This is a genomic window from Salinimicrobium marinum, assembly GCF_014651535.1.
GTDB classification, from domain to species: Bacteria; Bacteroidota; Bacteroidia; order Flavobacteriales; family Flavobacteriaceae; genus Salinimicrobium; species Salinimicrobium marinum.
This window is the reverse complement of the sequence record NZ_BMXB01000001.1, coordinates 126,496-150,506: the sequence shown is the minus strand read 5'-3', so window position 1 is coordinate 150,506 and position 24,011 is coordinate 126,496. Positions and strand designations below refer to the sequence as shown.

Annotated in this window: 20 protein-coding genes, 1 tRNA gene and 1 pseudogene; 14 read left to right on the top strand and 8 right to left on the bottom strand. The window is 40.0% G+C overall.

The features are described from left to right. Positions 1-208: 208 nt before the first annotated feature. The 3 genes from hemN to IE056_RS00680 all read right to left on the bottom strand — a co-directional run bounded on the left by hemN (position 209) and on the right by IE056_RS00680 (position 3,726). Positions 209-1,573 (bottom strand): oxygen-independent coproporphyrinogen III oxidase, encoded by a 1,365-nt coding sequence (gene hemN, locus IE056_RS00690; RefSeq protein ID WP_189602698.1) that lies wholly within the window; start codon positions 1,571-1,573, stop codon positions 209-211. Between the two features lie 113 nt (positions 1,574-1,686). Then, entirely contained in the window at positions 1,687-2,466 is a 780-nt protein-coding gene (locus IE056_RS00685) for a TIGR03915 family putative DNA repair protein (RefSeq protein WP_189602697.1), read from the bottom strand. Further along, on the bottom strand, positions 2,467-3,726 hold the full coding sequence (locus IE056_RS00680) for a putative DNA modification/repair radical SAM protein (protein ID WP_189603389.1): 1,260 nt from the start codon (positions 3,724-3,726) through the stop codon (positions 2,467-2,469). Positions 3,727-3,997: 271 nt separating this feature from the next. Here IE056_RS00680 and IE056_RS00675 point away from each other — a divergent pair, with 271 nt between their 5' ends. Together IE056_RS00675 and IE056_RS00670 are read left to right on the top strand one after the other, a co-directional pair. Continuing rightward, positions 3,998-4,327 (top strand): hypothetical protein, encoded by a 330-nt coding sequence (locus IE056_RS00675; RefSeq protein ID WP_189602696.1) that lies wholly within the window; start codon positions 3,998-4,000, stop codon positions 4,325-4,327. A 236-nt stretch (positions 4,328-4,563) separates the two neighbouring features. After that, positions 4,564-4,929: pseudogene (locus IE056_RS00670) on the top strand (ISL3 family transposase); the annotation flags it as partial. A gap of 107 nt (positions 4,930-5,036) precedes the next feature. On the opposite strand, the gene IE056_RS00665 reads toward IE056_RS00670, so the two are convergent. Continuing rightward, a tRNA-Gln gene (locus tag IE056_RS00665) sits at positions 5,037-5,109 on the bottom strand. A 322-nt stretch (positions 5,110-5,431) separates the two neighbouring features. Here IE056_RS00665 and IE056_RS00660 point away from each other — a divergent pair. Together IE056_RS00660 and IE056_RS00655 are read left to right on the top strand one after the other, a co-directional pair. Further along, positions 5,432-8,713: a glycosyltransferase family 117 protein gene (locus IE056_RS00660; protein WP_189602695.1), complete on the top strand. Its 3,282-nt coding sequence runs from the start codon at positions 5,432-5,434 to the stop codon at positions 8,711-8,713. Between the two features lie 130 nt (positions 8,714-8,843). Continuing rightward, the gene (locus tag IE056_RS00655; protein WP_229793603.1) at positions 8,844-9,473 is read left to right on the top strand and encodes a polysaccharide deacetylase family protein; all 630 of its coding nucleotides are present in this window, start codon (positions 8,844-8,846) and stop codon (positions 9,471-9,473) included. Here the strand turns inward: IE056_RS00655 and IE056_RS00650 are convergent. Together IE056_RS00650 and IE056_RS00645 are read right to left on the bottom strand one after the other, a co-directional pair. Then, positions 9,470-9,766 carry a thioredoxin family protein gene (locus IE056_RS00650; protein WP_189602693.1) on the bottom strand — a complete coding sequence of 99 codons (297 nt, stop codon included), beginning with the start codon at positions 9,764-9,766 and terminating at the stop codon, positions 9,470-9,472. The genes IE056_RS00655 and IE056_RS00650 overlap by 4 nt on opposite strands. Positions 9,767-9,854: 88 nt before the next feature. After that, a complete protein-coding gene (locus IE056_RS00645) occupies positions 9,855-11,084 on the bottom strand; it encodes a metallophosphoesterase (RefSeq protein WP_189602692.1) in 1,230 nt (409 codons plus the stop codon). A gap of 173 nt (positions 11,085-11,257) precedes the next feature. Between IE056_RS00645 and IE056_RS00640 the strand changes: the two genes are divergently transcribed. The 4 genes from IE056_RS00640 to IE056_RS00625 all read left to right on the top strand — a co-directional run bounded on the left by IE056_RS00640 (position 11,258) and on the right by IE056_RS00625 (position 17,958). After that, positions 11,258-12,229: a glycosylasparaginase gene (locus tag IE056_RS00640; RefSeq protein WP_189602691.1), complete on the top strand. Its 972-nt coding sequence runs from the start codon at positions 11,258-11,260 to the stop codon at positions 12,227-12,229. Positions 12,230-12,233: 4 nt separating this feature from the next. After that, complete coding sequence (locus tag IE056_RS00635; protein WP_189602690.1) at positions 12,234-13,544, top strand: sugar MFS transporter; 1,311 nt, start codon at positions 12,234-12,236, stop codon at positions 13,542-13,544. Between the two features lie 376 nt (positions 13,545-13,920). Further along, positions 13,921-16,749, top strand: a complete 2,829-nt coding sequence (gene polA / locus IE056_RS00630) for a DNA polymerase I (protein WP_189602689.1) — start codon at positions 13,921-13,923, stop codon at positions 16,747-16,749. 174 nt (positions 16,750-16,923) lie between these two features. Then, positions 16,924-17,958 (top strand): AI-2E family transporter, encoded by a 1,035-nt coding sequence (locus tag IE056_RS00625; protein WP_189602688.1) that lies wholly within the window; start codon positions 16,924-16,926, stop codon positions 17,956-17,958. Positions 17,959-18,075: 117 nt separating this feature from the next. Here IE056_RS00625 and IE056_RS00620 read toward each other — a convergent pair whose 3' ends face one another. Further along, positions 18,076-18,687, bottom strand: a complete 612-nt coding sequence (locus IE056_RS00620) for a lipocalin-like domain-containing protein (RefSeq protein WP_189602687.1) — start codon at positions 18,685-18,687, stop codon at positions 18,076-18,078. A 400-nt stretch (positions 18,688-19,087) separates the two neighbouring features. Between IE056_RS00620 and rplM the strand changes: the two genes are divergently transcribed. From rplM to tsf, 4 genes are all read left to right on the top strand, one after another. Continuing rightward, the gene (rplM, locus tag IE056_RS00615; protein WP_189602686.1) at positions 19,088-19,543 is read left to right on the top strand and encodes a 50S ribosomal protein L13; all 456 of its coding nucleotides are present in this window, start codon (positions 19,088-19,090) and stop codon (positions 19,541-19,543) included. Beyond that, positions 19,543-19,929, top strand: a complete 387-nt coding sequence (rpsI, locus tag IE056_RS00610) for a 30S ribosomal protein S9 (protein WP_189602685.1) — start codon at positions 19,543-19,545, stop codon at positions 19,927-19,929. Before rplM ends, rpsI begins: the two co-directional genes overlap by 1 nt. Before the next feature lie 211 nt (positions 19,930-20,140). Further along, complete coding sequence (rpsB, locus tag IE056_RS00605) at positions 20,141-21,040, top strand: 30S ribosomal protein S2 (RefSeq protein WP_189602684.1); 900 nt, start codon at positions 20,141-20,143, stop codon at positions 21,038-21,040. Between the two features lie 92 nt (positions 21,041-21,132). Continuing rightward, a complete protein-coding gene (tsf, locus tag IE056_RS00600) occupies positions 21,133-21,957 on the top strand; it encodes a translation elongation factor Ts (protein WP_189602683.1) in 825 nt (274 codons plus the stop codon). 89 nt (positions 21,958-22,046) lie between these two features. Here the strand turns inward: tsf and IE056_RS00595 are convergent, their stop codons facing one another. Continuing rightward, on the bottom strand, positions 22,047-22,454 hold the full coding sequence (locus IE056_RS00595) for a hypothetical protein (protein ID WP_189602682.1): 408 nt from the start codon (positions 22,452-22,454) through the stop codon (positions 22,047-22,049). 161 nt (positions 22,455-22,615) lie between these two features. Between IE056_RS00595 and pyrH the strand changes: the two genes are divergently transcribed. Then, positions 22,616-23,320 carry a UMP kinase gene (gene pyrH, locus IE056_RS00590; protein ID WP_189602681.1) on the top strand — a complete coding sequence of 235 codons (705 nt, stop codon included), beginning with the start codon at positions 22,616-22,618 and terminating at the stop codon, positions 23,318-23,320. Between the two features lie 51 nt (positions 23,321-23,371). After that, the gene (gene frr, locus IE056_RS00585) at positions 23,372-23,926 is read left to right on the top strand and encodes a ribosome recycling factor (RefSeq protein ID WP_189602680.1); all 555 of its coding nucleotides are present in this window, start codon (positions 23,372-23,374) and stop codon (positions 23,924-23,926) included. Positions 23,927-24,011 lie beyond the last annotated feature (85 nt).

Genomic DNA, 24,011 nt, shown 5'->3' with positions numbered 1-24,011 from the left:
AAATATTATTCGGTCATATAAATTTAGTACAATAAAAAAACTTCCAAAATTGGAATTCTGATTTTATTTCTAAATCATATTATTCTGAAATCAAGAATGTATTAGAATCTGAAACAAGTTCAGATTAAAGTAAAAAGCCCTTTCTCAAGGGCTTTTCTCTATCTCTATAGTACCCTCAATACTCAATTCTGAATACTCTGTACTATTGCTAAACCGTCATGGAGAACAACTGAGTTTCAGGTTTGTTTCTTTGAAGGAGCACATCAAAAGCCATACATACATTTCTCACAAAAGGTCGTCCTTTTTCGGTTATCGTGAGGCTATCGCTGCCAATGATCACCAGCCCATCTGCTTCCATTTCCTTTAGTTTAATGAGAACATCAGGGATTTCTTTGAAATATGAATTTTCTTTACTCCAGGAAGTTTCCAGTCGGCACATCAAATTGAGGATATGTTGTCGTATCACCTCATCTTCAGCAGTAAGAAGGTGTCCGCGATAAAGTGGCAGCTCCCCTTTCTCGAGAATTTCATAATAATCTTCCAGTTTCTTCAAATTTTGAGCAAAACCTGTCCAGCTGTCACTAATAGATGAAACTCCCAATCCAACCATCACTTTGGTCTTTGAAGTGGTATATCCCATGAAATTACGGTGCAGTTTTTTATCTTCAACAGCTTTGTATAAAGCATCAGATTTTAAGGCGAAGTGATCCATTCCAATTTCAATGTATCCCGCCTCTTCAAGAAGCTTCTTTCCGGTTTCATACATTTCCCGCTTCACATCCGCCGTTGGCAGATCTTCATCTTTAAAACCACGTTGCCCGTTGCCCTTGATCCATGGCACATGTGCATAGCTGTAAAAGGCAATTCTATCCGGCATCAATTCTTTAGTCTTAGCAATCGTAGTGCATATATGCTCCACCGTTTGAAACGGCAATCCAAATATAATATCATGGCCAACAGAGGAGTATCCGATTTCGCGCGCATTTTCTGTAGCATTCTTTACATTAACAAACGGCTGAAAGCGGTGGATCGCCTGTTGCACTACCATGTTGTAATCCTGCACTCCATAGCTAATCCTGGTAAATCCAAGCTCATGCAACACCTGCAAATGATCCTTTTTAGTATTGTTGGGATGTCCTTCAAGGCTATAATCCACTTCCTCGGCCTTAATGGCTTTTTTAAAAAGCCCGTCAATAAGTAACTTCAGGTTTTCGGGAGCAAAAAATGTAGGAGTTCCTCCTCCCAGATGTATTTCCTTAATCACCGGTTTTTCCCCAAGCAACTCCACATAAAGGTCCCATTCTTCAAGCAGATAAGCTATATATGGAGATTCCACTTCATGCCGCTTTGTTATGCGCTTATTACAACCGCAGAAGGTGCATAAACTCTCACAAAAGGGCAAATGTATGTAAAGGCTTATACCTTCAGTCTTATTACTTTCTGAAAAAGATTTTTTTAAAGATTGCTTGTAGGCTTCCACCGAAAAATTTGCTTCATTCCAGTAAGGAACAGTTGGATAACTCGTGTATCTCGGCCCCGCAACATTATATTTTTGAATCAAAGAATTGTCCATACCTGTTGTTTTAAGGCTACAAAAGTATACTCCTCATCTGCCTTAAAAAATGATCGAGATCAGGTTCGGGAAATTATCTCAGAAATATTAAATATCTCTGCCACATGATTTTACTAAAGCATGAGAAGGTTCTTTTCGGTTAAATACTTCCAGTATCTCTTCGGAAGGTGTTGAAGGTGCAGTTTAGAATTAGCACGGCTTTTGATATTTACACTTTCGAAATATTCCTTCCATAGCCTCTGAAACTCCAGTTCCTTCTCATCGAAGTATGCTGCTGAACCACCTGAAATACCTATACTGGGATCCAGATCCAGCGAGATGAATTTTACCACTGAAAGATCATAGTGGAGCCCAAATTTTCTTTTGAGGTCATAAATGATCCAGTACTGATCTGCATACCTGTTTTTGAAATGGTTTTTAATGAGGGGCAGTACGTTAAAATCGGGTTCTATGGCAGCAAAATAAATATTGTCTTTCGTAAGCCGAAATCTTACAAAAGCTTCCATCCGGTGTTTTTCCCTGGATACCTTCCTGGCTGTTTGAGCCACCTCCAGAACTGCCGGATGAGAATAATCCCCGTCTACAGGATTGGTTTCAGAAAAAATATATTGGATCATCAAAAACAGCGTATTTTCAATGCCTTTTTTTTCACTGAGAAAAGCCCATTTTATTTGTTTAAGAGTAGCTTCAGAAGATTTCTTTTTCAGCGCCTTCCAGACTCTGCCCGATTTCACGAAATCCGTAATGACTTCCTCCATACCTGAAAAAAGCATCCCTACAGCTTCGCCTTCCGGAGAAATGTCCTGAACCTCCAGTTTCTCCTCGTAGGCCGTAAAAAGGCAGGTTAGAAAACCTTCCAGAGTTCCATCGTAAACCAGAGCCACCTTTCTCATCTAAAACAGACTTAATTGTGAGCTGAACGTTTTCCGGAATTTGGAGGCAGAATTATTCAGAATGATCTGTTTAAGATGCTCGCTAGAAGAATCCTTCAAAGCTACTTCGCCCGGGCTGCAGGTAATAAAATATTTTGCCCTGTTCGAAGCAATACCAATTCGTTTAAGATGTTCCCAGTTCAACCTTCTGAATTTTCTCGCCTGCATTATCTTTCCGACCGATCTCACCCCTATCCCGGGAACCCGCAACAGCATTTGTTGTTCGGCAGTATTGATATCTACCGGAAATAAATGTCGGTTTCTCAATGCCCAGCTCAACTTGGGATCTATATCCATCTCTAAATTAAGAAAATCCTGATTCAGTAGTTCCCGCACATCAAATCCGTAAAAACGCAACAGCCAGTCGGTCTGGTAAAGCCTGCTCTCCCTGAGAACCGGAACCTCACTTCCTATGGAAGGCAGCCGCGGATCTGTAGTCACTGGCACATATCCCGAGTAATATACCCTTTTCATGTCAAACTTCTTGTAAAAGTAATTTGCTGAATACATGATATCCCGATCGCTTTCCCCTGAAGCTCCCACGATCATCTGGGTACTTTGTCCCGCAGGAGCGTATTTCGGAGTGCTTTTAATCAGCCTGCTTTCCTGTTTATACTGCATTATCTCGTTCTTTACCTTCTTCATGGGCTTGAGAAAATCCTCATGATTTTTATCGGGTGCCAGCAACTTTAATCCCGATTTGGTGGGGATTTCAATATTCACACTCAGCCTGTCTGCATATAATCCAGCCTCTCTCATTAATTCATCACTAGCTCCTGGAATTGATTTTAAATGAATGTAGCCATTAAAATTTTCTTCCAGCCTCAGTTTTTTTGCCACCTGGATGAGGCGTTCCATCGTATAATCGGCATCCTTGAAAATTCCGGAGCTTAAAAACAGACCCTCAATGTAATTCCTCCGATAAAAACTTATCGTTAGATCAACCACTTCCTGCACCTTAAAAGCGGCTCTTTTTACGTCATTGCTTTTGCGAGTGACACAATATGCACAATCAAAAATACAGTGATTGGTAAGCAGGATCTTTAAAAGAGAAACACATCTTCCATCTTCGGTATACGAATGACAAATTCCCATCCCAGAGGAATCACCAAGTCCTTTGCCGGTATTCTTTCTGTTACTTCCGCTCGATGAGCAGGAAACGTCATATTTCGCTGCATCTGCAAGTATATTTAGCTTCTCCTTTATACGATCAAAATTCATCTTTGGATTTTGTCCCAAATTTAGGATTTTATCCAACATGAAGATGATACTTTTAAATATTTAACGCTAGTAATTTAGACTAAAACGAAGATATAAAAGGAACAAGATGTTAATTCCGAAAAACTGGAATTTCGGAAAAATGCTGTTTTGTATTAATTTTTTCCCAAACAGGAAAGGCATCTGTTAATTCTTTATTAACCAATATTTTATTAGAAGATTTTTAACAAATCAAGCTGTATTTTAGCTCTCAAATAACTAAAAACCCAAACCTATGACAACATTTCAACCCTCTGTAATTCTTGATGAAGTGAAAAATCTGGTATCCAATAGTTGTAATAATAGCGCAGGATTGGGATCAACTTTCAGTTCTCTTCATAAAGGGATCATAAAGTTATATTTTGAAGCAAAAAAGGTAGATATTGATTACGAAAAAAATATTGTAACAGCAGAGATTCCGGTTTCTGCTTTAGAATACACAACGGTTTCTTTTGAATGTCAGGACCTCGAAAGGTTTTTAAATTCATGCATTAAAAAAGACAAACGTAGCCTGATGTTCTACCAGAATGTCCTGGCTTACTACAGCTTACAGGAAGTAGCTTAAATAAAGTTACTATTCATAAAATTAGAGGCTGCCTAAAAAGCACTTTTAACGTCCACCTGAACTTGTCTCAGGTAATATTTCTGAAATCAGAACATAAGATTCTGAAAATAAATTCAGAATGTCGATTTAATGCTTTTTAGACAGCCTGTTTTATTGGAAGAATTCTTCCTCTAAGGTTAACCAGAATTTTTGGCTAGTCCACAACTTTTAGGAATGATCCCTACAAAGCCACCTCCAAATGGACAAAAAAGCAATCAAAGAGTGCAGAGATCCTCTTCAAAGAATATCCTGATATCCATCGGGCTTACTCCCTGGTGAACAACCTGAGAAGCATATTCAATCAAACAAAAGATAAAGGTGTAGCCTTCACAAAGATGGCCCACTAGTGTAGAGAAGTGGAAGAAACTGGTTTTAGAGCCTTCAATACTGTAGCCAATAGTATTAAACTCAACTATAGATCAATCTTAAACTACTTCAAAAACAGAAGTACGAATGCCTCTGCAGAATCTTTTAATGCAAAAATCAAGGCCTTTAGAAGTCAGTTCAGAGGAGTCAAAAACATTGAATTCTTCCTCTTCAGATTAACCAGAATATTTGCTTAATCCACAACATTTAGTCATGATCCATGATCCCAGGACAGGCTTCTCGCCAATATTTTTTAAAAATAAAAAACCGAACTGCTTTCACAATTCGGTTTCACATTAACTTGTTGGCCTACTAGGGCTCGAACCTAGACTCTTCTGGACCAAAACCAGACGTGTTGCCAGTTACACCATAGGCCATTGCTGTAATGCGGATGCAAATTTAAAACAAAGTTTTTGTTGTACAAATATTTTTTCAAAATAATTTCAGAAGATTCTCATTTTTCAGATTTTTGGATTACTTCAGCATTATACAAACCCCTCATTAACAATTAACAAGGAGTAGGATTCGGCATAAAAAACTTTTCAGAATATGCCTTTATATTTCTAAAAACTCCTCTTTAAAGCAGTTACTGCCAAAGAAATTGGACCTCTTTTCAAAAAATATTTCCTTTTAAATAGCGTTGTCCATTCAATCTTATAATTATTCTTAAATTCGCCACTGTTTTCAATATCAACTCTTATGACTGACTTTAACTTTGCCAAATGGAACAAAATCCTTGGTTGGCTGGTTTTTTTTATTGCTCTTTCCACTTACTGGCTCACAGTAGAACCTACCGTTAGTTTTTGGGATGCAGGTGAATACATATCCACTTCTTCCAATCTTGAAGTGGGTCATCCTCCGGGAGCTCCACTGTACCAAATGATGGGAGCCTTCTTTTCGATTTTTGCAAATGATGCCAGCCAGATAGCTTTAATGGTAAATTTAATGTCTGTTTTTGCCAGTGCATTTACGATTTTGTTCATGTTCTGGTCTATTGTCCTTTTAGTTCAGAAGATATCGGGACCGGTGGAAGTGATCTCTTCCGGAAAGAAAATTGCAGTTCTGGGAAGCGCCCTTGTAGGTTCCCTAGCATTTACTTTTACAGACAGTTTCTGGTTTAGTGCCGTAGAAGCCGAAGTTTATGCAATGGCCACTCTTCTAATGGCAGTTTTATTTTACCTGGGACTTTTATGGGAACGTGACATGTTTAAGCCTCGAGGAAACCGATGGGTGATTCTTATTTCATTTATCATAGGATTGTCTTTTGGAGTCCATTTCATGGGATTACTTACCATTCCTGCCGTAGGCTTCCTGTTCTTCTTTAAGAACTATTCAAAGGTTACAGTGACGAATTTCATTATCGCCAATATCGTGGTGGTTGCCGTATTGATTTTTATCTTCCTGTTATTATTACCGTCTACCCTCACCTTCTTTTCTGCTTCAGAATTGTTTTTCGTTAATACCATTGGTTTACCTTTTAATTCAGGAACCATTATCGCGGGACTCATTATTATCGCAGCTTTTTACTTCGGAATAAAATATACCCGAAAGAAACATTTTTACCAGTTAAATACGCTGCTTCTATGTATTATGTTCATTCTGATAGGATTTTCCAGCTGGATGATGCTGCCAATACGTGCAAATGCCAACACGGTGATTAATGAGAACAATCCCAACAACGCACGGGAACTTCTTGCATATTACAACCGGGAACAATATCCTGAAACGCATTTGTTCTATGGCCCTCAATTTACAGAGATCTACAGCGGACTTGATGAAAACAATCCATATATAGACGATAAACCGAAATATGAAAAGGATGAAGAGGCGGGAGAATATGTGATCGTCAACAATTACAAGAACGCAAAACAGAATACAGATGATGCCCACAAGGCCATACTTCCCAGGATGTGGAGCACAGAACATGCTGCCAATTACCTGGATTTCACCGGACCTCTTAATTTCACTATAAAACCTGATTATCAGGAAGAAGAGCAGCTTATACAGGCTGTGAACGAATTTAAAAGAAATTATAACAGTGGTAATATCGGGAATAAGGAATACGATAATTTTCTGCGTCAGTTCAGAGAATATATTATTGTTGAAAAACCTTCTTTTGGATCCAACATTAACTACATGTTTGAATATCAAATGGGTTATATGTACTGGCGATATTTTATGTGGAATTTTGTCGGAAGACAGGATGATGTCCAGGGAAAATATTCAGATCAAAACGGAAACTGGCTTAGTGGCATCAATTTCATAGATGAAGTACGACTCGGCTCTCAGGAAAACCTGCCTGGTGATGTGGAAAATAACAGAGCAAGAAATACCTATTACTTCCTGCCGCTCATCCTGGGTTTAATTGGACTTATCTTCCACTTCAACAGGGACAAAAAGAATTTCTGGGTGCTGCTGGTGTTTTTCCTTTTTACGGGAATTGCTTTAAAAGTTTATCTAAACGAAAGGCCTTTTGAACCCAGGGAAAGGGATTATGCTTTGGTAGGATCCTTTTACGTGTTTGCGATCTGGATAGGTTTTGGGGTGTACGCGTTATTTGATATGCTGAAAGAATACATTAAACCAAAAATTGCTGCTCCGGTGGTAATTGCGGTGAGTCTGCTTGCTGTACCAACTATTCTGGCTACAGAAAACTGGGATGACCATGACCGTTCGGAGAAGTACACTGCACTTGCCATGGCAAAAATGTACCTGGATTCTGTAGATGAAAATGCCATTATATTCACTATTGGAGATAACGACACCTTTGCTCTTTGGTACGCCCAGCAAATAGAAGGCTACAGGACCGATGTAAGGGTGGTAAACACAAGTCTTTTCGCTACCGACTGGTATATTGACCAGATGAAGCGAAAAGCCTGGGAAAGCGACCCTATTCCAAGTCAGCTGGAACATCACCAGTACAGTTACGGGACCAATGATGCTGTATGGCACCAGTCCTTAACCCAGGACACCATGCAGATTAAAAGCTGGATGAACTGGATCGCCAGTGATGATCCACGAACCAGGGCAGAGCTCATGAGCGGGCAAAGTGTGAGCACCTTCCCTACTAAAAACATCAGGGTGCCGGTAAATAAAGAAAACGTTCTGGAATACGGAATCGTAAAACCTGAAGATGCAGACCAAATTGTAGATTATATCGACATCAACCTTGATGGTGAAATTATTTACAAAAACAGGTTGTTAATGCTGGATATTATTGCCAATAATGAATGGAAACGCCCCATCTACTTCACCGGCGGAAGCTTTGGAGACGATGATTACCTCTGGATGAAGGATTATCTTCAGCTGGATGGTGTGGCATACAAACTTGTTCCAATAAAAACAGCTGTAGATGCGAGAAACCCATTCGATATGGGCAGGATCGACACAGAAAAAATGTATGATATTGTCACCAACTGGTATTGGGGAAATTCTGGTGATCCAGATATATATTACGACACCGAAACCCGAAAAAACGCAATTACCTACAGGAGCAATCTTGCACGTTTGGTCGAAGCATTGATCAGGGAAAACAAACTCGACAAAGCTGAAGAAATTCTGGATCTCGGGATGGAGAAAATGCCTGTAGAACATTATGGATATTATTCCCTTTTAGAACCGTACGTATCTGGTTACTACGAAGTAGGCGCAGAAGAAAAGGCCAGGGAGCTATGGGAAAAAGTAGCACAAAAATACCAGGAGAATCTGGCGTATTACAGTACTCTCGATCTTGAACGTCAGTATTCCTACGGAAATGAGATCATCACGGATATAGAGAGATACAGAAGTCTGGTAGACCTGTTACTCATCCATCAGGATGAAGAGATCATTCAGGAAAAGGCAGATGAATTTAATGATTACCTGCTATTGTTCAGGCACTTCTATGGTGAAGATGAACAAATACAATCTGAAGATATGGAGGCCGATCTCGAACAGGAATTTATGCAGGAGCAGACGCTGGATACTGTTCTGGGAAATTAACCGGAAACTATGAAACTTACAGCTCCGGAAATTCCGGAGCTGTTTTTTTCTATTCCTTTCAGTACAACAATAGATGCTGACAAAAATACCATCCTTTATCCGATTTTTATTTCCGAATAGATTATGGAAAGTGGCTACGGAAGAAAAAATCCTCTACCTCAGCTTTGACGATGGCCCTATCCCGGAGGTTACGCCATGGGTGCTGCAACAGCTTAAAAAATACAATGCAAAGGCTACTTTTTTCTGCATAGGCGACAACATCAAGAAGCATCCCAAAATCTTTCAAATGCTGACTTCTGATGGCCACAGCGTCGGAAATCATACGTTCAACCACTTCAACGGCTGGAAAATTTCTTCGGAAGCATATTTAAAAAATAGTCATTTAGCTGAAGAAGCTATTATTGCAGGAAGCCAATTACAAATAGAGAAAAGACAAGAGAACAAAGAAAAAAGAGAAGAAAGCAAACCTATAAACTTAAAACTTTTCCGACCACCATACGGAAGAATGACCGGGGAACAGGCACAGCTTCTTCAAGAAAGAAACTACAAAATTGTAATGTGGGATGTTTTGAGCAGGGACTATAATAAAAATATTTCTTCCAAAGAATGTTTCCAAAATGTGATAAAACACAGCAGCCCCGGCAGCATCATCGTATTTCACGATAGTTTAAAAGCAGAAAAGAACCTTCGGGCAGTGCTACCACGGGTTCTTGAATATTACAGCAGCAAAGGATATAGTTTCCGGAAAATTCAACTTTAGATGTATTCCTGCAAAAGGCCAATAAGAGTATTGGCGTCCTGTTCGCCGCTTTGCCTCCATTTCATTTCACCTTCCTTGTAGATCATAAGCGTTGGAAGGCCTTTTACGCGCAAAGCCTCGGCGAGTTCAGAATTTTTATCTATATCTATTTTTATCACTTTCGCCCTGTCTCCCACAGCAGCAGCCACATCTTTCAACACCGGATGCATGGCAACAGAAGCCTCATTCCATTCGGTATAAAAATCCAGTAACACAGGAATGCGCAAGTCGATTAATTCACCAAATTTTGACATAATTCAGGTTCATTATTAGAAAAAGCTTTCAGACGAAAAAAAAGATTTCTTCTGCAAGCTTAAAATCAAATATAGTGAATTCCCGGAATTATGCAGGCTTAGGACCTTTCTTCAGCTCTATGACCGAAATTTCGGGCCAGATCCCCACTCTCCCCGGATACGCCAGGTACCCAAATCCGCGGTTTACATTGATGTACCTTCCGAATTCTTCATAGATTCCCGCCCAGTTCTCATATCGATACTGCACAGGGCTCCATTTGAACCAGCCTGGAATTTCAATCCCAAACTGCATTCCGTGGGTATGCCCACTTAAAGTAAGATGATATTTTTTAGGATCTGATTTGATTTTCTCCTGCCAGTAAGACGGATCATGGGAAAGAAGGATCTTAAAATCTTTTTCTTCCACCCCCGCTGCAGCACGGTCCAGATCTCCGGCCTGTTTGAACCCGCCAATTCCCCAGTTCTCTACTCCTACCAGTGCAATTCGCTGTCCGTCACGTTCCACGAACCTATGTTCATTCAGCAATAGATTCCAGCCCATCTCGCCATGTACTTTTTTAAGGTCGGCCAGATTTGCCCTTTTCGCTTCGGAAGATTCCCATTGCACATAATCCCCATAATCGTGATTCCCCAGTACAGAATAAACTCCGTCTTTAGCTTCTATTTTTCCGAAAATTTCTTTCCAGTGATCCATTTCTGAAGCTTTATTATTCACGAGATCTCCCGTAAAAAGCACCACATCACTTTCCTGCTCGTTAAGAAGATCAATTCCATATTTGATCTTTTCGGGATTGTCAAAACTACCGCTGTGAATATCACTTATCTGGGTGACTTTGTAGCCATCAAAGGCATCGGGCAGGTCATCAAAATGGAGGGTATATTTAAGTACTTTAAAATTATATCTTCCCTGTACCATTCCGTATAACAGCGAAGCAAAAGGAATGGCTGCAATTCCGAGGGCAATCTGGCTTATGAATTTTCTTCTGGAGGGAATAGCAGCTTCAGAAGAATTGGAAGAGACAAGTTTTCTTATTCCTCCAATAACCAATCTTACCAGATCTTCTCCAAACATCATTAAAAACAAAATAAGCTTGGGAGCAAAAAATGCCAGAAATATACCTACAGCATAACCACGGGGACCTGCCCAGGACCTGTCACCCGATTCAACGTTAAACTGATATAGCAAGAAGGCAAGAGCGCCCAGGGATAATAAGAGATATATATAATAAATCCAGGTATGCCGGGTAACAGTTTTAAATGCCTGATAAGCATAAATATCCAGCACCACATAGATGACGACAAAAATAATCCAACGCATGTATTTTTAAATTTAAAAGCCCGAAGATAACCTATTCGGGACCTGACTGAATTTTAAGTATGTGTAAACTTTTCACAAAAATAAGTCGTAACAAATATTATTCCTTTCATTGCTTTTTTACCTTTACAGTAGGTAAGCAGCTTATACCTTCTTAAATTAGCCGCCAGGAAATCATGAGAAGAAGAATCTTTATAAGAAACTCGGCCTTTGCCGGGTTGGGAGCTACTGTTCTCCCACCTCTTTTTGGGTACCAGAAAAATAACAAATTTTTTATGCAAGAAGATTTTCCCATTACCATTGCTACCTGGAATTTTCCCAATGCAAGCAAGCGGGCAGGTGAACTTTTGGCTGCCGGGGCCACTGCTCTCGATGCAGTAGAACAGGGAGTGATGGTAGAGGAAGCAAACCTGAAAAACACTACTGTTGGAAAAGGTGGTGCACCCGATAGGGATGGAAATGTTACGCTGGATGCCTGTATTATAGCTCCCGATGGAAATGCAGGAGCTGTAGTTTATTTAAAAAACAATACCCATGCAGTTTCTGTAGCCAGAAAGGTGATGGAAGAAACTCCGCACGTCATGCTGGCAGGAGAAGGTGCCGATCAATTTGCCAGAGAAAAGGGTTTTGAAAAAGAAAATCTTCTCACCCCTTCTTCCGAAGCAGCTTATAATGAATGGCTGAAGAAAAAAGAATATAAGCCAATCATCAACATTGAAAACCACGACACGATCGGGATGTTGTGTATTGACAAAAACGGCGATCTTGCCGGTGCCTGTTCAACCTCAGGATTATCCTATAAAATGAACGGACGTGTGGGAGATTCGCCCATCATTGGCTCCGGACTTTTCCTGGACAATGAAGTGGGTGGTGCAGTGGCTACCGGAATGGGAGAAGCTATTATGAAAAATGTGAGCAGTTTTCTTGTCGTGGAATTGATGAGACAGGGAAATTCTCCGCAGGAGGCCTGTGAGACAGCAGTTAAAAGAATAATTGACAAAAACCCAAATTATAAAGAATTCCAGGCTGCTATTATTGCAATCAATAAAAAAGGAGAAATTGGTTCTTATTGTATCCAAAAAGGCTTCTCCTATGTGAAATATCAAAACAACACGAATACAAATATCAGCAGTAAATACTACATGTAATTATATGGACCAGAAAAAATCCTATCGTACCGCATTCATTTTTGTAACCATCCTATTCTTTTTGTGGGGATTGTTAACTGTTTTAGTAGATTCATTAATCCCCAGGCTGCGGGAAATTTTCACTCTCTCCTATTTTCAGGCCGGGATGGTACAATTTGCATTTTTTGGGGCTTATTTTTTGCTGTCCATTCCAGCCGGTTATATCCTTTCTAAAATAGGATACAAAAAAGGAATTATCCTTGGCCTTTTCACGATGGCCGCAGGTTGTTTGTTGTTCTGGCCGGCTGCTTCTTACAGGATCTTCGGAGTATTTATGCTAGGATATTTTATTCTTGCAGGAGGTATTACCATTCTGCAGGTAGCGGCCAACCCATATGTCACCATCCTGGGACCGGAAAAAACAGCTTCCAGCCGATTAAACCTGTCTCAGGCTTTTAATTCTCTTGGTACGGCAATCGCTCCCGCTCTGGGTGCATTGTTTATCCTGAGTGATAAAGTAATGACTTCAGATGAAATTGCTTTCATGACCGAAGCAGAACAAAGAGCTTATTACGTTTCTGAAGCTTCGGCAGTACAAATTCCGTTTCTGGGAATTGCTTTGTTCATTATCCTGATAGCGGTCGTTTTTATGTTTGTAAAGCTTCCTACAGTTTCAGATAAAAAAGCTTCCAATGATTACGGGGTAGTCCTGAAAAACAAAAACCTGATTCTCGGAGCCATCGGACTCTTCTTTTATGTAGGAGCTGAAGTAGCCCTGGGAAGTTATATGGTAAACTATTTCCTGAACCTTGATCTAGCAACTACTGTAAGAGAAACTCCTTTTATGCGCACCATCGCCGAATGGATTCTTACTTCGGGCGTTTCCGTGTCTTCAGATATGGCTGTGGTAGGAGTATTTGTAACTTTCTACTGGACCGGGGCGATGATTGGAAGGTTTATAGGATCCTATCTTACCAAGATCATGAATCCGGCGAAGGTATTAAGCGTTTTTGCTGCCTGTGCGATCGGGTTGATCATTATTTCAAATTTATCCGTGGGTCTTGTAGCGATGTGGACGATCATTGCTGTAGGACTATTCAACTCCATCATGTTCCCGACTATATTTAGTCTGGCGCTGGATGGACTGGGGAATAATAAACCGCAGGGATCTGGTGTGCTGTGTACCATGATCGTTGGGGGTGCCATCATCCCTCCTGCCTATGGATTCCTTACCGATACCTATAACTTCAATGTTGCTCTTATCCTCGTGATGGTTTGTTATGCTTATATCCTCTTTTACGGATACAGACACAAGAAGACAGAAGTTGCTATTTAAAAACGCTATTGTGCGTCAATGAGGATCGCTGCTCTACAATAATCAAGAGTCAAGATGTAATTCTCCAGTCATATTAAGGCACCTCTATGTAAGTTAAACTTTTTATCGGAGCATATTGGCTTATACAAATTAATTGGAACAAAGAAGATTTTCCAGAGAGGAAGAAAACAAAAAAATTTGTTTTAAGTTCCTGTTTATTTGCGGCAAATATATCGAGCGCAAATCTTTTTTGCTGTTATCCATTTGTCACATCAAAAATGGGCACCCTCCAGCCAAAACAATATTCAATTGACAGCATACATCTTTTACATTCATTAAACCTCAAAACTCATATCTACTATAAGTTTTGTAATTTTACGATCCTTAAAAAATCACCATGGCAGAACAAAAACGCTTATTCCTTCTTGATGCTTATGCATTAATTTTCCGCGGCTATTATGCTTTTATAAAAAATCCGAGAATCAATTCCAAAGGTTTGGATACCTCTGCCATCATGGGATTCACGAATTCACTTTTTGATGTGATTCGTAGGGAAAAACCAGATCATCTGGCGGTGTGTTTCGACAAAGAAGGAAGTGAAGCAAGAACAGAAATGTTTGAAGCCTATAAAGCACATAGGGATGCAACACCCGAGCCTATTCTACAGGCAATTCCATATATTCAGAAGATCCTTGAAGCCATGCATATTCCGGTAGTGGTTTTACCGGGCTGTGAAGCCGATGATATCATCGGAACCCTTGCCAAACAAGCAGAAAAAGAAGGTTACAAGGTTTTTATGGTAACTCCCGATAAAGATTTCGCACAACTGGTTTCTGATAATATCTTCATGTACCGCCCTGCCCGGATGGGTAACGGAATTGAAATTTGGGGTATTCCCGAAGTACAGAAAAGATTTGAGGTGGAACGCCCCGAGCAGGTGATCGATTACCTGGGGATGATGGGAGATGCGGTAGACAACATTCCGGGACTTCCCGGAGTCGGTGAAAAAACCGCCAAAAAATTCCTGAAACAGTTTGGCAGCATGGAAGCTCTACTTGCCAATACCGATCAACTGAAAGGGAAAATGAGAGAAAAAATTGAAGCCAATGCAGAGCTGGGAATCCTTTCAAAAAAACTGGCTGCTATCATCACCGATTGCAACGTCATGTTTAATGCGGAAGATTACGAACTTTCCATGCCCGACGGGGACAAGGTTCAGGAGATTTTCGAAGAACTGGAATTCCGGAGGCTAAAAGATCAATTCTTAAAACTATTTTCGGGAGAAGAAGAAACTACAGGCCCTGCACCTACAGCTTATCCAAAACAGGAAGCACAAGGCACTCCCACTGCAGGAGCAGGCCAGTTTTCCCTTTTTGGAGGAGAAGCCACAGAAGGGGTTGAAGCTACTTCGGGCAGAAAAACCTTAAAAGATATGCCGCATGTTTACCAGAATGTGGCATCTGGAATGGCATTTGAGTTGTTCCTGAAAAATATCATGAAACAACAATGTGTTTGTTTTGAAATACTTTCCTCCGGAAACAATCCTTTGACCGCAGAGCTCATCGGACTTTCATTTTCATGGGAAAAAGGAAAGGGATTTTATCTTCCGGTGCCGGAAGTAGCTTCAGAAGCAAAAGAGGTGCTGGATCAAATCCGTCCGTTTTTTGAGTCAAATAATATTGAGAAGGTAAGTCAGAATTTAAAGAACGATATTAAAAACCTGGCTAAATATGATATTCAGATTAATGGTCCGTTGTTCGATACCATGATCGCACATTATCTTATCAATCCCGATATGCGCCACAGCCTGGATGTGCTGGCAGAAACCTACCTTAATTATACTCCGGTTTTTGAAGAAGAAGTGCTGGGAAAAGGAAAAAACAAGAAATCCATGCGCAGCCTGCCGGTATTGGAACAGGCCGAATTTGCGGTGGAGGACGCAGATGTAATTTTTCAGTTAAAACAACATTTTTCTCCGGAATTAAAGGAAGCGAATACCGAAAAACTATTCAATGAGATCGAAATTCCGTTACTGAAGGTTCTTGCAGACATGGAGCTGGAAGGAATAAGACTGGACGTGGATTTCCTGAAAAGCCTTTCTGAAGAACTGAACAAGGATATTGCGGCACTGGAAATCGAGATCTATAAAACTGCCGGGGAAGAGTTCAACATTGGCTCCCCCAAACAACTCGGAATTATCCTTTTTGAAAAACTGAAACTGGTTGATAAGCCAAAGAAAACAAAAACAGGACAATACACTACAAGCGAAGAGGTACTCTCCACCCTTGCACAGGAACATCAAATTGTCCAGCAGGTGCTGGATTACCGCGGACTCGTAAAACTGAAAAACACCTACATCGATGCCCTGCCGCTACAGGCAGACAAAAGCACCGGCCGTGTACATACAGATTATATGCAGACGGTTGCTGCCACCGGAAGGCTGAGCTCCAACAATCCAAACCTGCAGAATATCCCCATAAGGACCGAGCGGGGAAGACAGGTGCGAAAAGCATTTGTTCCCAGAGATGAAAATTATATTCTGATGGCGGCCGATTATTCTCAGATAGAATTGAGGATTATTGCCGCTTTGAGTCAGGAAGACACGATGATCGAAGCTTTTAAACAGGGTCAGGACATTCACGCTTCAACAGCAGCAAATGTTTTCAATGTGCCCATTGACGAAGTAACAAGGGAACAACGCAGCAACGCAAAAACTGTCAACTTCGGAATTATTTATGGCGTTTCTGCTTTTGGATTAAGCAATCAGACGAATTTATCAAGAGGAGAATCCAAAGACCTTATTGATACTTATTACAAAACCTATCCAAAGCTTCGGAATTATATCAGTGAACAAATAGATTTTGCGAGAGAAAACGGATACGTAAAAACAGTTTTAGGAAGACGACGATATCTGAAGGACATCAATTCCCAGAATGCCGTGGTGAGAGGCGCTGCAGAGAGGAATGCCGTGAACGCTCCCATCCAGGGAAGCGCAGCCGATATTATCAAGCTGGCGATGATCAATATCCACAGAAAATTGAAAGCAGGGAATTACAAAACGAAAATGCTGCTTCAGGTCCATGATGAATTGGTTTTTGATGTGTATAAACCTGAACTGGAAGAGTTGAAAACTCTCATCAAGTCTGAAATGGAAAATGCCTATAAAATGGATGTTCCTTTAGATGTTGATCTCGGCACGGGAGACAACTGGCTGGAAGCACATTAATAAAGTAATACGGATTATGTTTCCAGACCTCACAGGTTTTAAAATCTGTGAGGTCTTTTTTATTGGTTTTTTCCTTGAATCTACACCAAGAAAGAAGAGACAAATTAGAATTTTGTTAAGACCGGTTCCCACAAAACTTTAATACCTTCAGAAAATATTAAAATCTCAACTTAAATGCCCAACCAACAGGAATCAGGATCTCAATACACATTTGTACAAAAAGTATGGATTGTAGGCTTAATTTTTTCTTTGATAGCTGTCCTCCTTCTGATCCTGGAAGCCACTTTCAACATCCTAATCCTCGTACTCGCCGGAACGTTGATCGCCTGCTTCTTTCGGGGTTTAAGTTCTTTAATTAGAAGAAAAACAGGCTGGAGTACGAAAGTTACGCTTTCAATTTCGGTGCTTGGAACCTTTTTGATAATGGCTGGAATATTCTGGCTTATTGGTGCAACAGTTGCTGCACAGGCTTCACAAATTGAAGATACTTTTCCAGTTCTCATTGAAGATGCGCAACGTTCTTTAAACGGAAGCCGTGTGGGCAGGGAAATAATTGAACAGCTGGAAGAACTGGAATCTTCAGAAAGATTACCCGCTTTTTTATCGCGCTTCTTTATGACCACATTTGGCGGGATTGGAGATATTTATATCATCCTTCTTATAGGAATTTTCTTTACCATTTCTCCAAATCTTTATAAAAACGGTCTCATCCAATTGGTCCCACCTTCTAAAAGAAAAAAGGCTAGAGAGGTGACAGATCACCTGTCAACAGGTTTAACAAAATGGCTGGCAGGAAAGTTCATTGCTATGCTTGCAGTATTTATACTCACTGCCATAGGATTGATAATTCTCGATATGCCCATGTGGCTCACCCTCGCGATCCTGGCAGGAATATTAAATTTCGTGCCAAATTTTGGGCCATTGGCAGCCATGATCCCGGCTGTATTGATTGCCCTGGCAATTAGCCCCACCACAGCTCTTATCGTTGCAATTTTATACATCGTCATTCAAACCATAGAAAGCAGTTTAATTAATCCACAGGCACAGAAAAAATTAATCAAGATCCCACCGGCATTAATTATCCTCTCTCAGATTTTTGTAGGAGCAATGACAGGAATTTGGGGAGTAATTTTTGCAACGCCATTAATTCTTATCATCATCATTCTTGTCCAGGACCTATACGTAGACCCTATGAATAACAAATCCTGATGCTTCATTTACAGGTTAATTTGCAACTCAGGATTCTCTAAAAACAAAAATCCTCCGAAAGTTTATTCCGGAGGATTCTACTGGTAGGGGGCAGTATATTGGGGGGCAAAATTTTTATTAGGCTTTCTTGTAAACTATTTCAATCTTCTGAAGTTCTGAAGCAACTGTGTTGCCCGGATCATTAGCTACATAAACAGCACCATTTGTTTCAGCTTTTGTAAGGGTAACCATCAGGAATTCAATTCCATTTTCACTGTAACGGTTAATAGTCTTGGTTTCTGTATACTGAAACCCATCAACCGTAAAAGTAACCGAAAGGTCATTTCCGGAAATTTGATATGTCGCAGCATAATCACCGGTAGTTTGACAGGTGAATTCTCCGGTAGAACCGAAATAAAGTCTTGACTGATGTGTATTTACCTTTCCCTGGTTATCGAATTCAAAATACATAGTATCAAAACAATCTGTCTCTTTCAATAAATCATAGGTAAAAACCCCATCCTGATCAAAGTCAACAGGCACAGCTGCCATTTCATCAGTACCCACCGATGTCATGGAATGCATGGTCCATCTTCCAACAAGATCTCCCATAGAAAGATCCTGCACTTCTACTATGGAAGCACTAGCATTTAATGTGTTCATCTCATCATTCACACTGTCGGCCGAACATGCAGCAAGCATACTCATTCCCACACCACCTAAAATCAAATTTCGTAATAATTTTCTCATAGCTTCTTCCTCTTTTCTTTCATCATTGAAATCGGGCACAAATGTATAATCGGAAAATCTATTTTAATAATTATTTAACACTTATTTCACCGTTAATCGTTGTTAATGTGCCGTTTATCGATTGATAAAATTCATGAGGTCAATAAACATGGTGCTTCAGCAAAGGGTTCAGGATGTTCATCAAATCTGTAGGAATAGATAAATGTAAGAAGAAAGAGACATTTTAAATTAGGTATAGAAATTTCAGATTTATCAAATTCAAAGTCTCCTGAAAATCAGAAACTTTAATCCAAATAAAATAATGAAAAGGCCATTTGTAATATAAATTTATAATTGTACATTTGCACCCCTGTTTTATGCAGGGAAAGGAATGTTTAATTATTAAGTAAATTTAATTAGTGTGGACACATTAAGCTACAAAACAGTATCTGCCAACAAAGCCACTGTCAACAAAGAGTGGGTTGTCGTTGATGCTGAAGGACAGGCCTTAGGCCGCCTTTCTTCAATAGTTGCAAAACTTATAAGAGGAAAGTACAAGGCTAATTTCACCCCACACGTTGATTGTGGAGATAACGTAATTGTTATCAATGCCGAAAAGATCAACTTAACAGGAAAGAAATGGGACTCTAAAGAGTACATTCGCCACACCGGCTATCCTGGGGGTCAAAGAAGTCTAACTGCATCGGAATTATTCACTAAAGGTCCTGAGAGACTAGTGGAAAAAGCAGTTAAAGGAATGCTTCCAAAGAACAAATTAGGAGCAGACTTATTCCGTAATTTAAGGGTTTTCGCAGGATCTGAACATGATCTTGATGCGCAAAAACCAAAAACTATTAACTTAAACGATCTTAAGTAATGGAAGTTATTCACAAAATTGGCCGTAGAAAAACGGCAGTTGCACGTGTGTATGTTTCTACAGGAACAGGAAACATCACTGTGAACAAAAAGGATGTACAGGATTACTTCTCTACAGGTACCTTACAATATAAAGTAAGACAACCGCTTAACCTTACCGGAAACAACGAGAGCTTTGACATCAAAGTAAACGTATACGGTGGTGGAATTACAGGACAGGCAGAAGCTATACGTCTTGCATTATCCAGAGCAATGGTAGAGTTGGATGCTGAAAACAGAACTACTCTTAAACCGGAAGGTTTGTTAACAAGAGACCCACGAATGGTGGAAAGGAAGAAATTCGGTCAGAAGAAAGCCCGTAAGAAATTCCAGTTCTCTAAACGTTAATTTTATTTGGTGTTCATTACACCAGAAAGTTCATTTAAAAATTAAATTTTTGTTGTTATTCATTTTCGAGCCAATGGAGATCTGGTTAGTTCCGGTGTATTCCATGCGAAAATGAAGTTAGTTTAGCATCTAAATAGGGAAGGCCGTATTTTTAATTTAAAATAGCCACTTGTCTATTGCTATCTCAACAGAACGTAAACTATTACAAAAAATGGCAAACAAAGTAGAAGTAAAAGAATTACTTGATGCAGGTGTACATTTTGGTCACCTCACAAGACGATGGAATCCAAACATGGCTCCCTACATATACATGGAGCGCAACGGGATTCACATCATCAACTTATATAAAAGTGCAGCTAAAATGCAGGAAGCCGGTGAGGCTCTTAGCAAAATTGCTGCCAGTGGTAGAAAAATACTCTTCGTAGCTACCAAAAAACAAGCAAAAGAAATTGTTGCTGAACAAGCCGAAAGAGCTAACATGCCTTACATCACCGAAAGGTGGCCTGGTGGTATGTTGACTAACTTCGTTACTATTCGTAAAGCTGTAAAGAAAATGGCTTCTATTGATAGAATGAAGAAAGACGGTACTTTCAACACTCTTTCTAAAAAAGAACGCTTACAAGTAGATCGTTTAAGAGCTAAGTTAGAAAAGAACTTAGGCTCTATTGCAGACATGAGCCGACTACCGGGAGCTCTATTTGTAGTAGATATTACTCGTGAACACATCGCGGTTAAAGAAGCTCAGAAATTAAACATTCCAATTTTCGCAATGGTTGACACCAATTCAGATCCAAGAGATGTGGATTATGTGATCCCTGCAAATGATGATGCTTCTAAATCAATCAGTAAAGTGATTTCTTATGTTGCTGATTCTATCGTTGAAGGTTTATCTGAAAGAAAATCATCTGGAAAAGATTCTAAAGAATCTGATTCAGATTCAGAAGCTAAACCAAAAAGAGCACCAAAACCTAAGGCTCCAAAATTAGAAACTGAAGTTCCTTCTACAGATCCACAGGATCAAAAAGACATGAAGGAAGCTCAGGAAGACGTAAGACTTGATTCTAAGAAAGAGACGTTGGCCAAAGCTCGTTCTAACGACGAAGAAGAATAGAAATAACATACAGTTAATTTATATGAGTCGTTTAGTTTGTTTCTTGTAACCAGCTAAACGACTTATCCATTCTAAACAAAAAATTTTATACTATGGCTAAGATAACCGCCGCAGAAGTAAATAAATTAAGAAAAGCTACCGGTGCCGGTATGATGGATTGCAAAAAGGCATTGGTTGAAGCTGATGGGGATTTTGATACTGCAATTGAAATTCTTCGTAAAAAAGGACAAAAAGTTGCTGCAAACCGTGCCGACAGAGAATCTTCTGAAGGTGCTGTGATCGCTACTGTAAATGCTGACAATACCAGAGGTGTGATCGTTTCCCTGAACTGTGAAACAGATTTCGTTGCTAAAAACGATTCCTTTGTACAACTGGCTCAGGATTTCGCTACCCTTGCATTAGAGGCTAACTCTAAAGAAGAATTACTTGCTAAAGATTACAAAGGACTTACTGTTCAGGAAAAATTAACTGAGCAAACCGGAGTAATTGGTGAGAAAATCGAGATTGGGGATTTCAGAACTCTTGAAGCTCCTTTCGTTGGATCTTACATCCACGCTGGCAACAAAATTGCTGTTCTTACAGGTCTTTCTGGAAAGGCAGACAATGCTGAAGAAATTGCAAAGAACGTTTCTATGCAGGCAGCTGCTATGAACCCTGTTGCTTTGAATGAAGAGGGTGTTGACCAGTCTGTAGTTGAGAAAGAGATAGAGATCGCTAAAGATCAATTAAGAGAAGAAGGTAAACCGGAAGAAATGTTAGATAACATTGCTAAAGGTAAAATCAAGCGTTTCTTCAAAGACAACACGTTGGTGAACCAGGCGTTCATTAAGGACAACAAACAAACTGTTGCCGAATATGTAAAATCTGAAGATGCAAACCTACAGGTTGTTGGTTTTGAAAGAGTAGCTTTAGGATAATTTCTTCGGAAAACAATATAGCTTAAAAGCAAAAAATCCGCTTCTGAAAAGAGGCGGATTTTTTTATTCGTTTTTCCGGAGAAAAAATATTAGGCTTCATCCGTATCCCCAGTAACATTTCCTTTCCGCACAAAGATCATAAACGTTGGTTCATCTTCGGGAGTTGAGGGATGTAAATTCCCTATCTGAAAAGTATCTTCATTGATCTGCCTGAAATAAAATTCGGTGCCACCGCCTTGAGATTCCTCATCAGAAATTAAAGTAATGGATTCTTCAACAATCCTGTAGGTATAGTCTCCCACCACTCCCTCTGTGGTCATCGTGACCCTGTTTGCGGAATAAAAATACAGCTCGGTTCTGCCTTCCACAGGTGATTCCTCCACCCATTCTCCCAACAAAGAAACTTCGTCATCCCTGTCTTTTGAACATCCGGTAAATACGCAAAGAATGAGGCCCAGGAAGAATATGCCGCTAAAATAAAAATGTTTCCTTTTCATAATATATATCTCGCTTCTAACAAAAGTATTTAAAAATACCCGCAGGCACCTATTTATTACCCAAAAAATACAGATAATCCGCTTTACATAATTTTAGTTTTATGACCGGGCTATCTCATAAATAATTTCATTAGTTTTGCACAACCCATCAAACAACCACAATGCATTACAATAGAATACTACTAAAATTATCAGGAGAAGCCCTTATGGGAAATCGTCAATACGGAATTGACCCCGAAAGACTGGCAGAATATGCACAGGAAATCAAAGCCGTAACAGACAAAGGTGTTGAAGTAGCCATTGTAATTGGCGGAGGAAATATTTTTAGAGGTGTTTCCGGAGCAAGCAAGGGAATGGACCGGGTTACCGGAGATCATATGGGAATGCTGGCTACGGTAATAAACGGACTTGCTTTACAGAGCGCCCTGGAAGATGCCGGCATACAGACGAGACTACAGTCTGCTGTAAAGATCAATGAAGTAGCCGAGCCCTTTATCCGCAGAAAGGCCATGCGTCACCTTGAAAAAGGAAGAGTAGTCATCTTTGGAGGTGGTACCGGAAATCCTTATTTCACGACAGATTCTGCAGCCGTACTTCGTGCCATCGAAATCCATGCAGATGTGATCCTGAAAGGAACAAGAGTAGACGGAATTTACACTGCAGATCCTGAAAAGGATAAAGAAGCTACCAAATTTGATTTCATTAGTTTTGAAGATGTACTTCTTAAAGGGTTAAAAGTAATGGATACAACTGCTTTCACCCTAAGCCAGGAAAATAAATTACCGATCATCGTTTTTGACATGAATAGGCCCGGAAACCTTATGAGAGTAGTCACCGGCGAAAATATTGGCACCAAAGTAAATTAGCATTTTGGCGCAGAAATTGAAATAGTTCTCAAAATTTTAAGTTGATAAAAAATGGACGACGAATTAAATTTTATAATTGACAGTGCAAAAGAAGCAATGGACAATGCCATTGGACACCTTGAAAAACAACTCCTGAACATCCGCGCCGGAAAAGCAAGCCCTGCCATGTTAGGAAGTGTAAAAGTTGATTACTACGGCAGTCAGACGCCGCTTAACCAGGTGGCCAATGTCAACACTCCCGATGCGAGGACCCTTACCATACAACCTTTCGAAAGGTCTATGATCCAGGCCATCGAAAAAGGGATTATGCAGGCAAATCTAGGCTTCAATCCCATGAACAACGGGGACAGTGTGATCATCAATGTTCCGCCATTAACTGAAGAACGTCGTAAAGAATTGGCCAAGCAGGCAAAAGCTGAAGCTGAAGATGCTAAAATCGGGGTTCGTAATGACAGGAGAAATGCCAATCAGGAAATTAAAAACCTGGACCTTCCTGAAGACACCCAGAAGGATGCAGAAGCAGAAATTCAGAAAATGACCGATGCCCATATTGAAAAAATCGATAAGATTTTAGCTATCAAAGAGAAGGAAATCATGACAGTATAAAAAACTGTCTTTCCATAAAATAGTAAAAGCAGCCCCCAAGGCTGCTTTTTTTATACCGTTTTTCTCCGATACTTCCGGAGCAAAA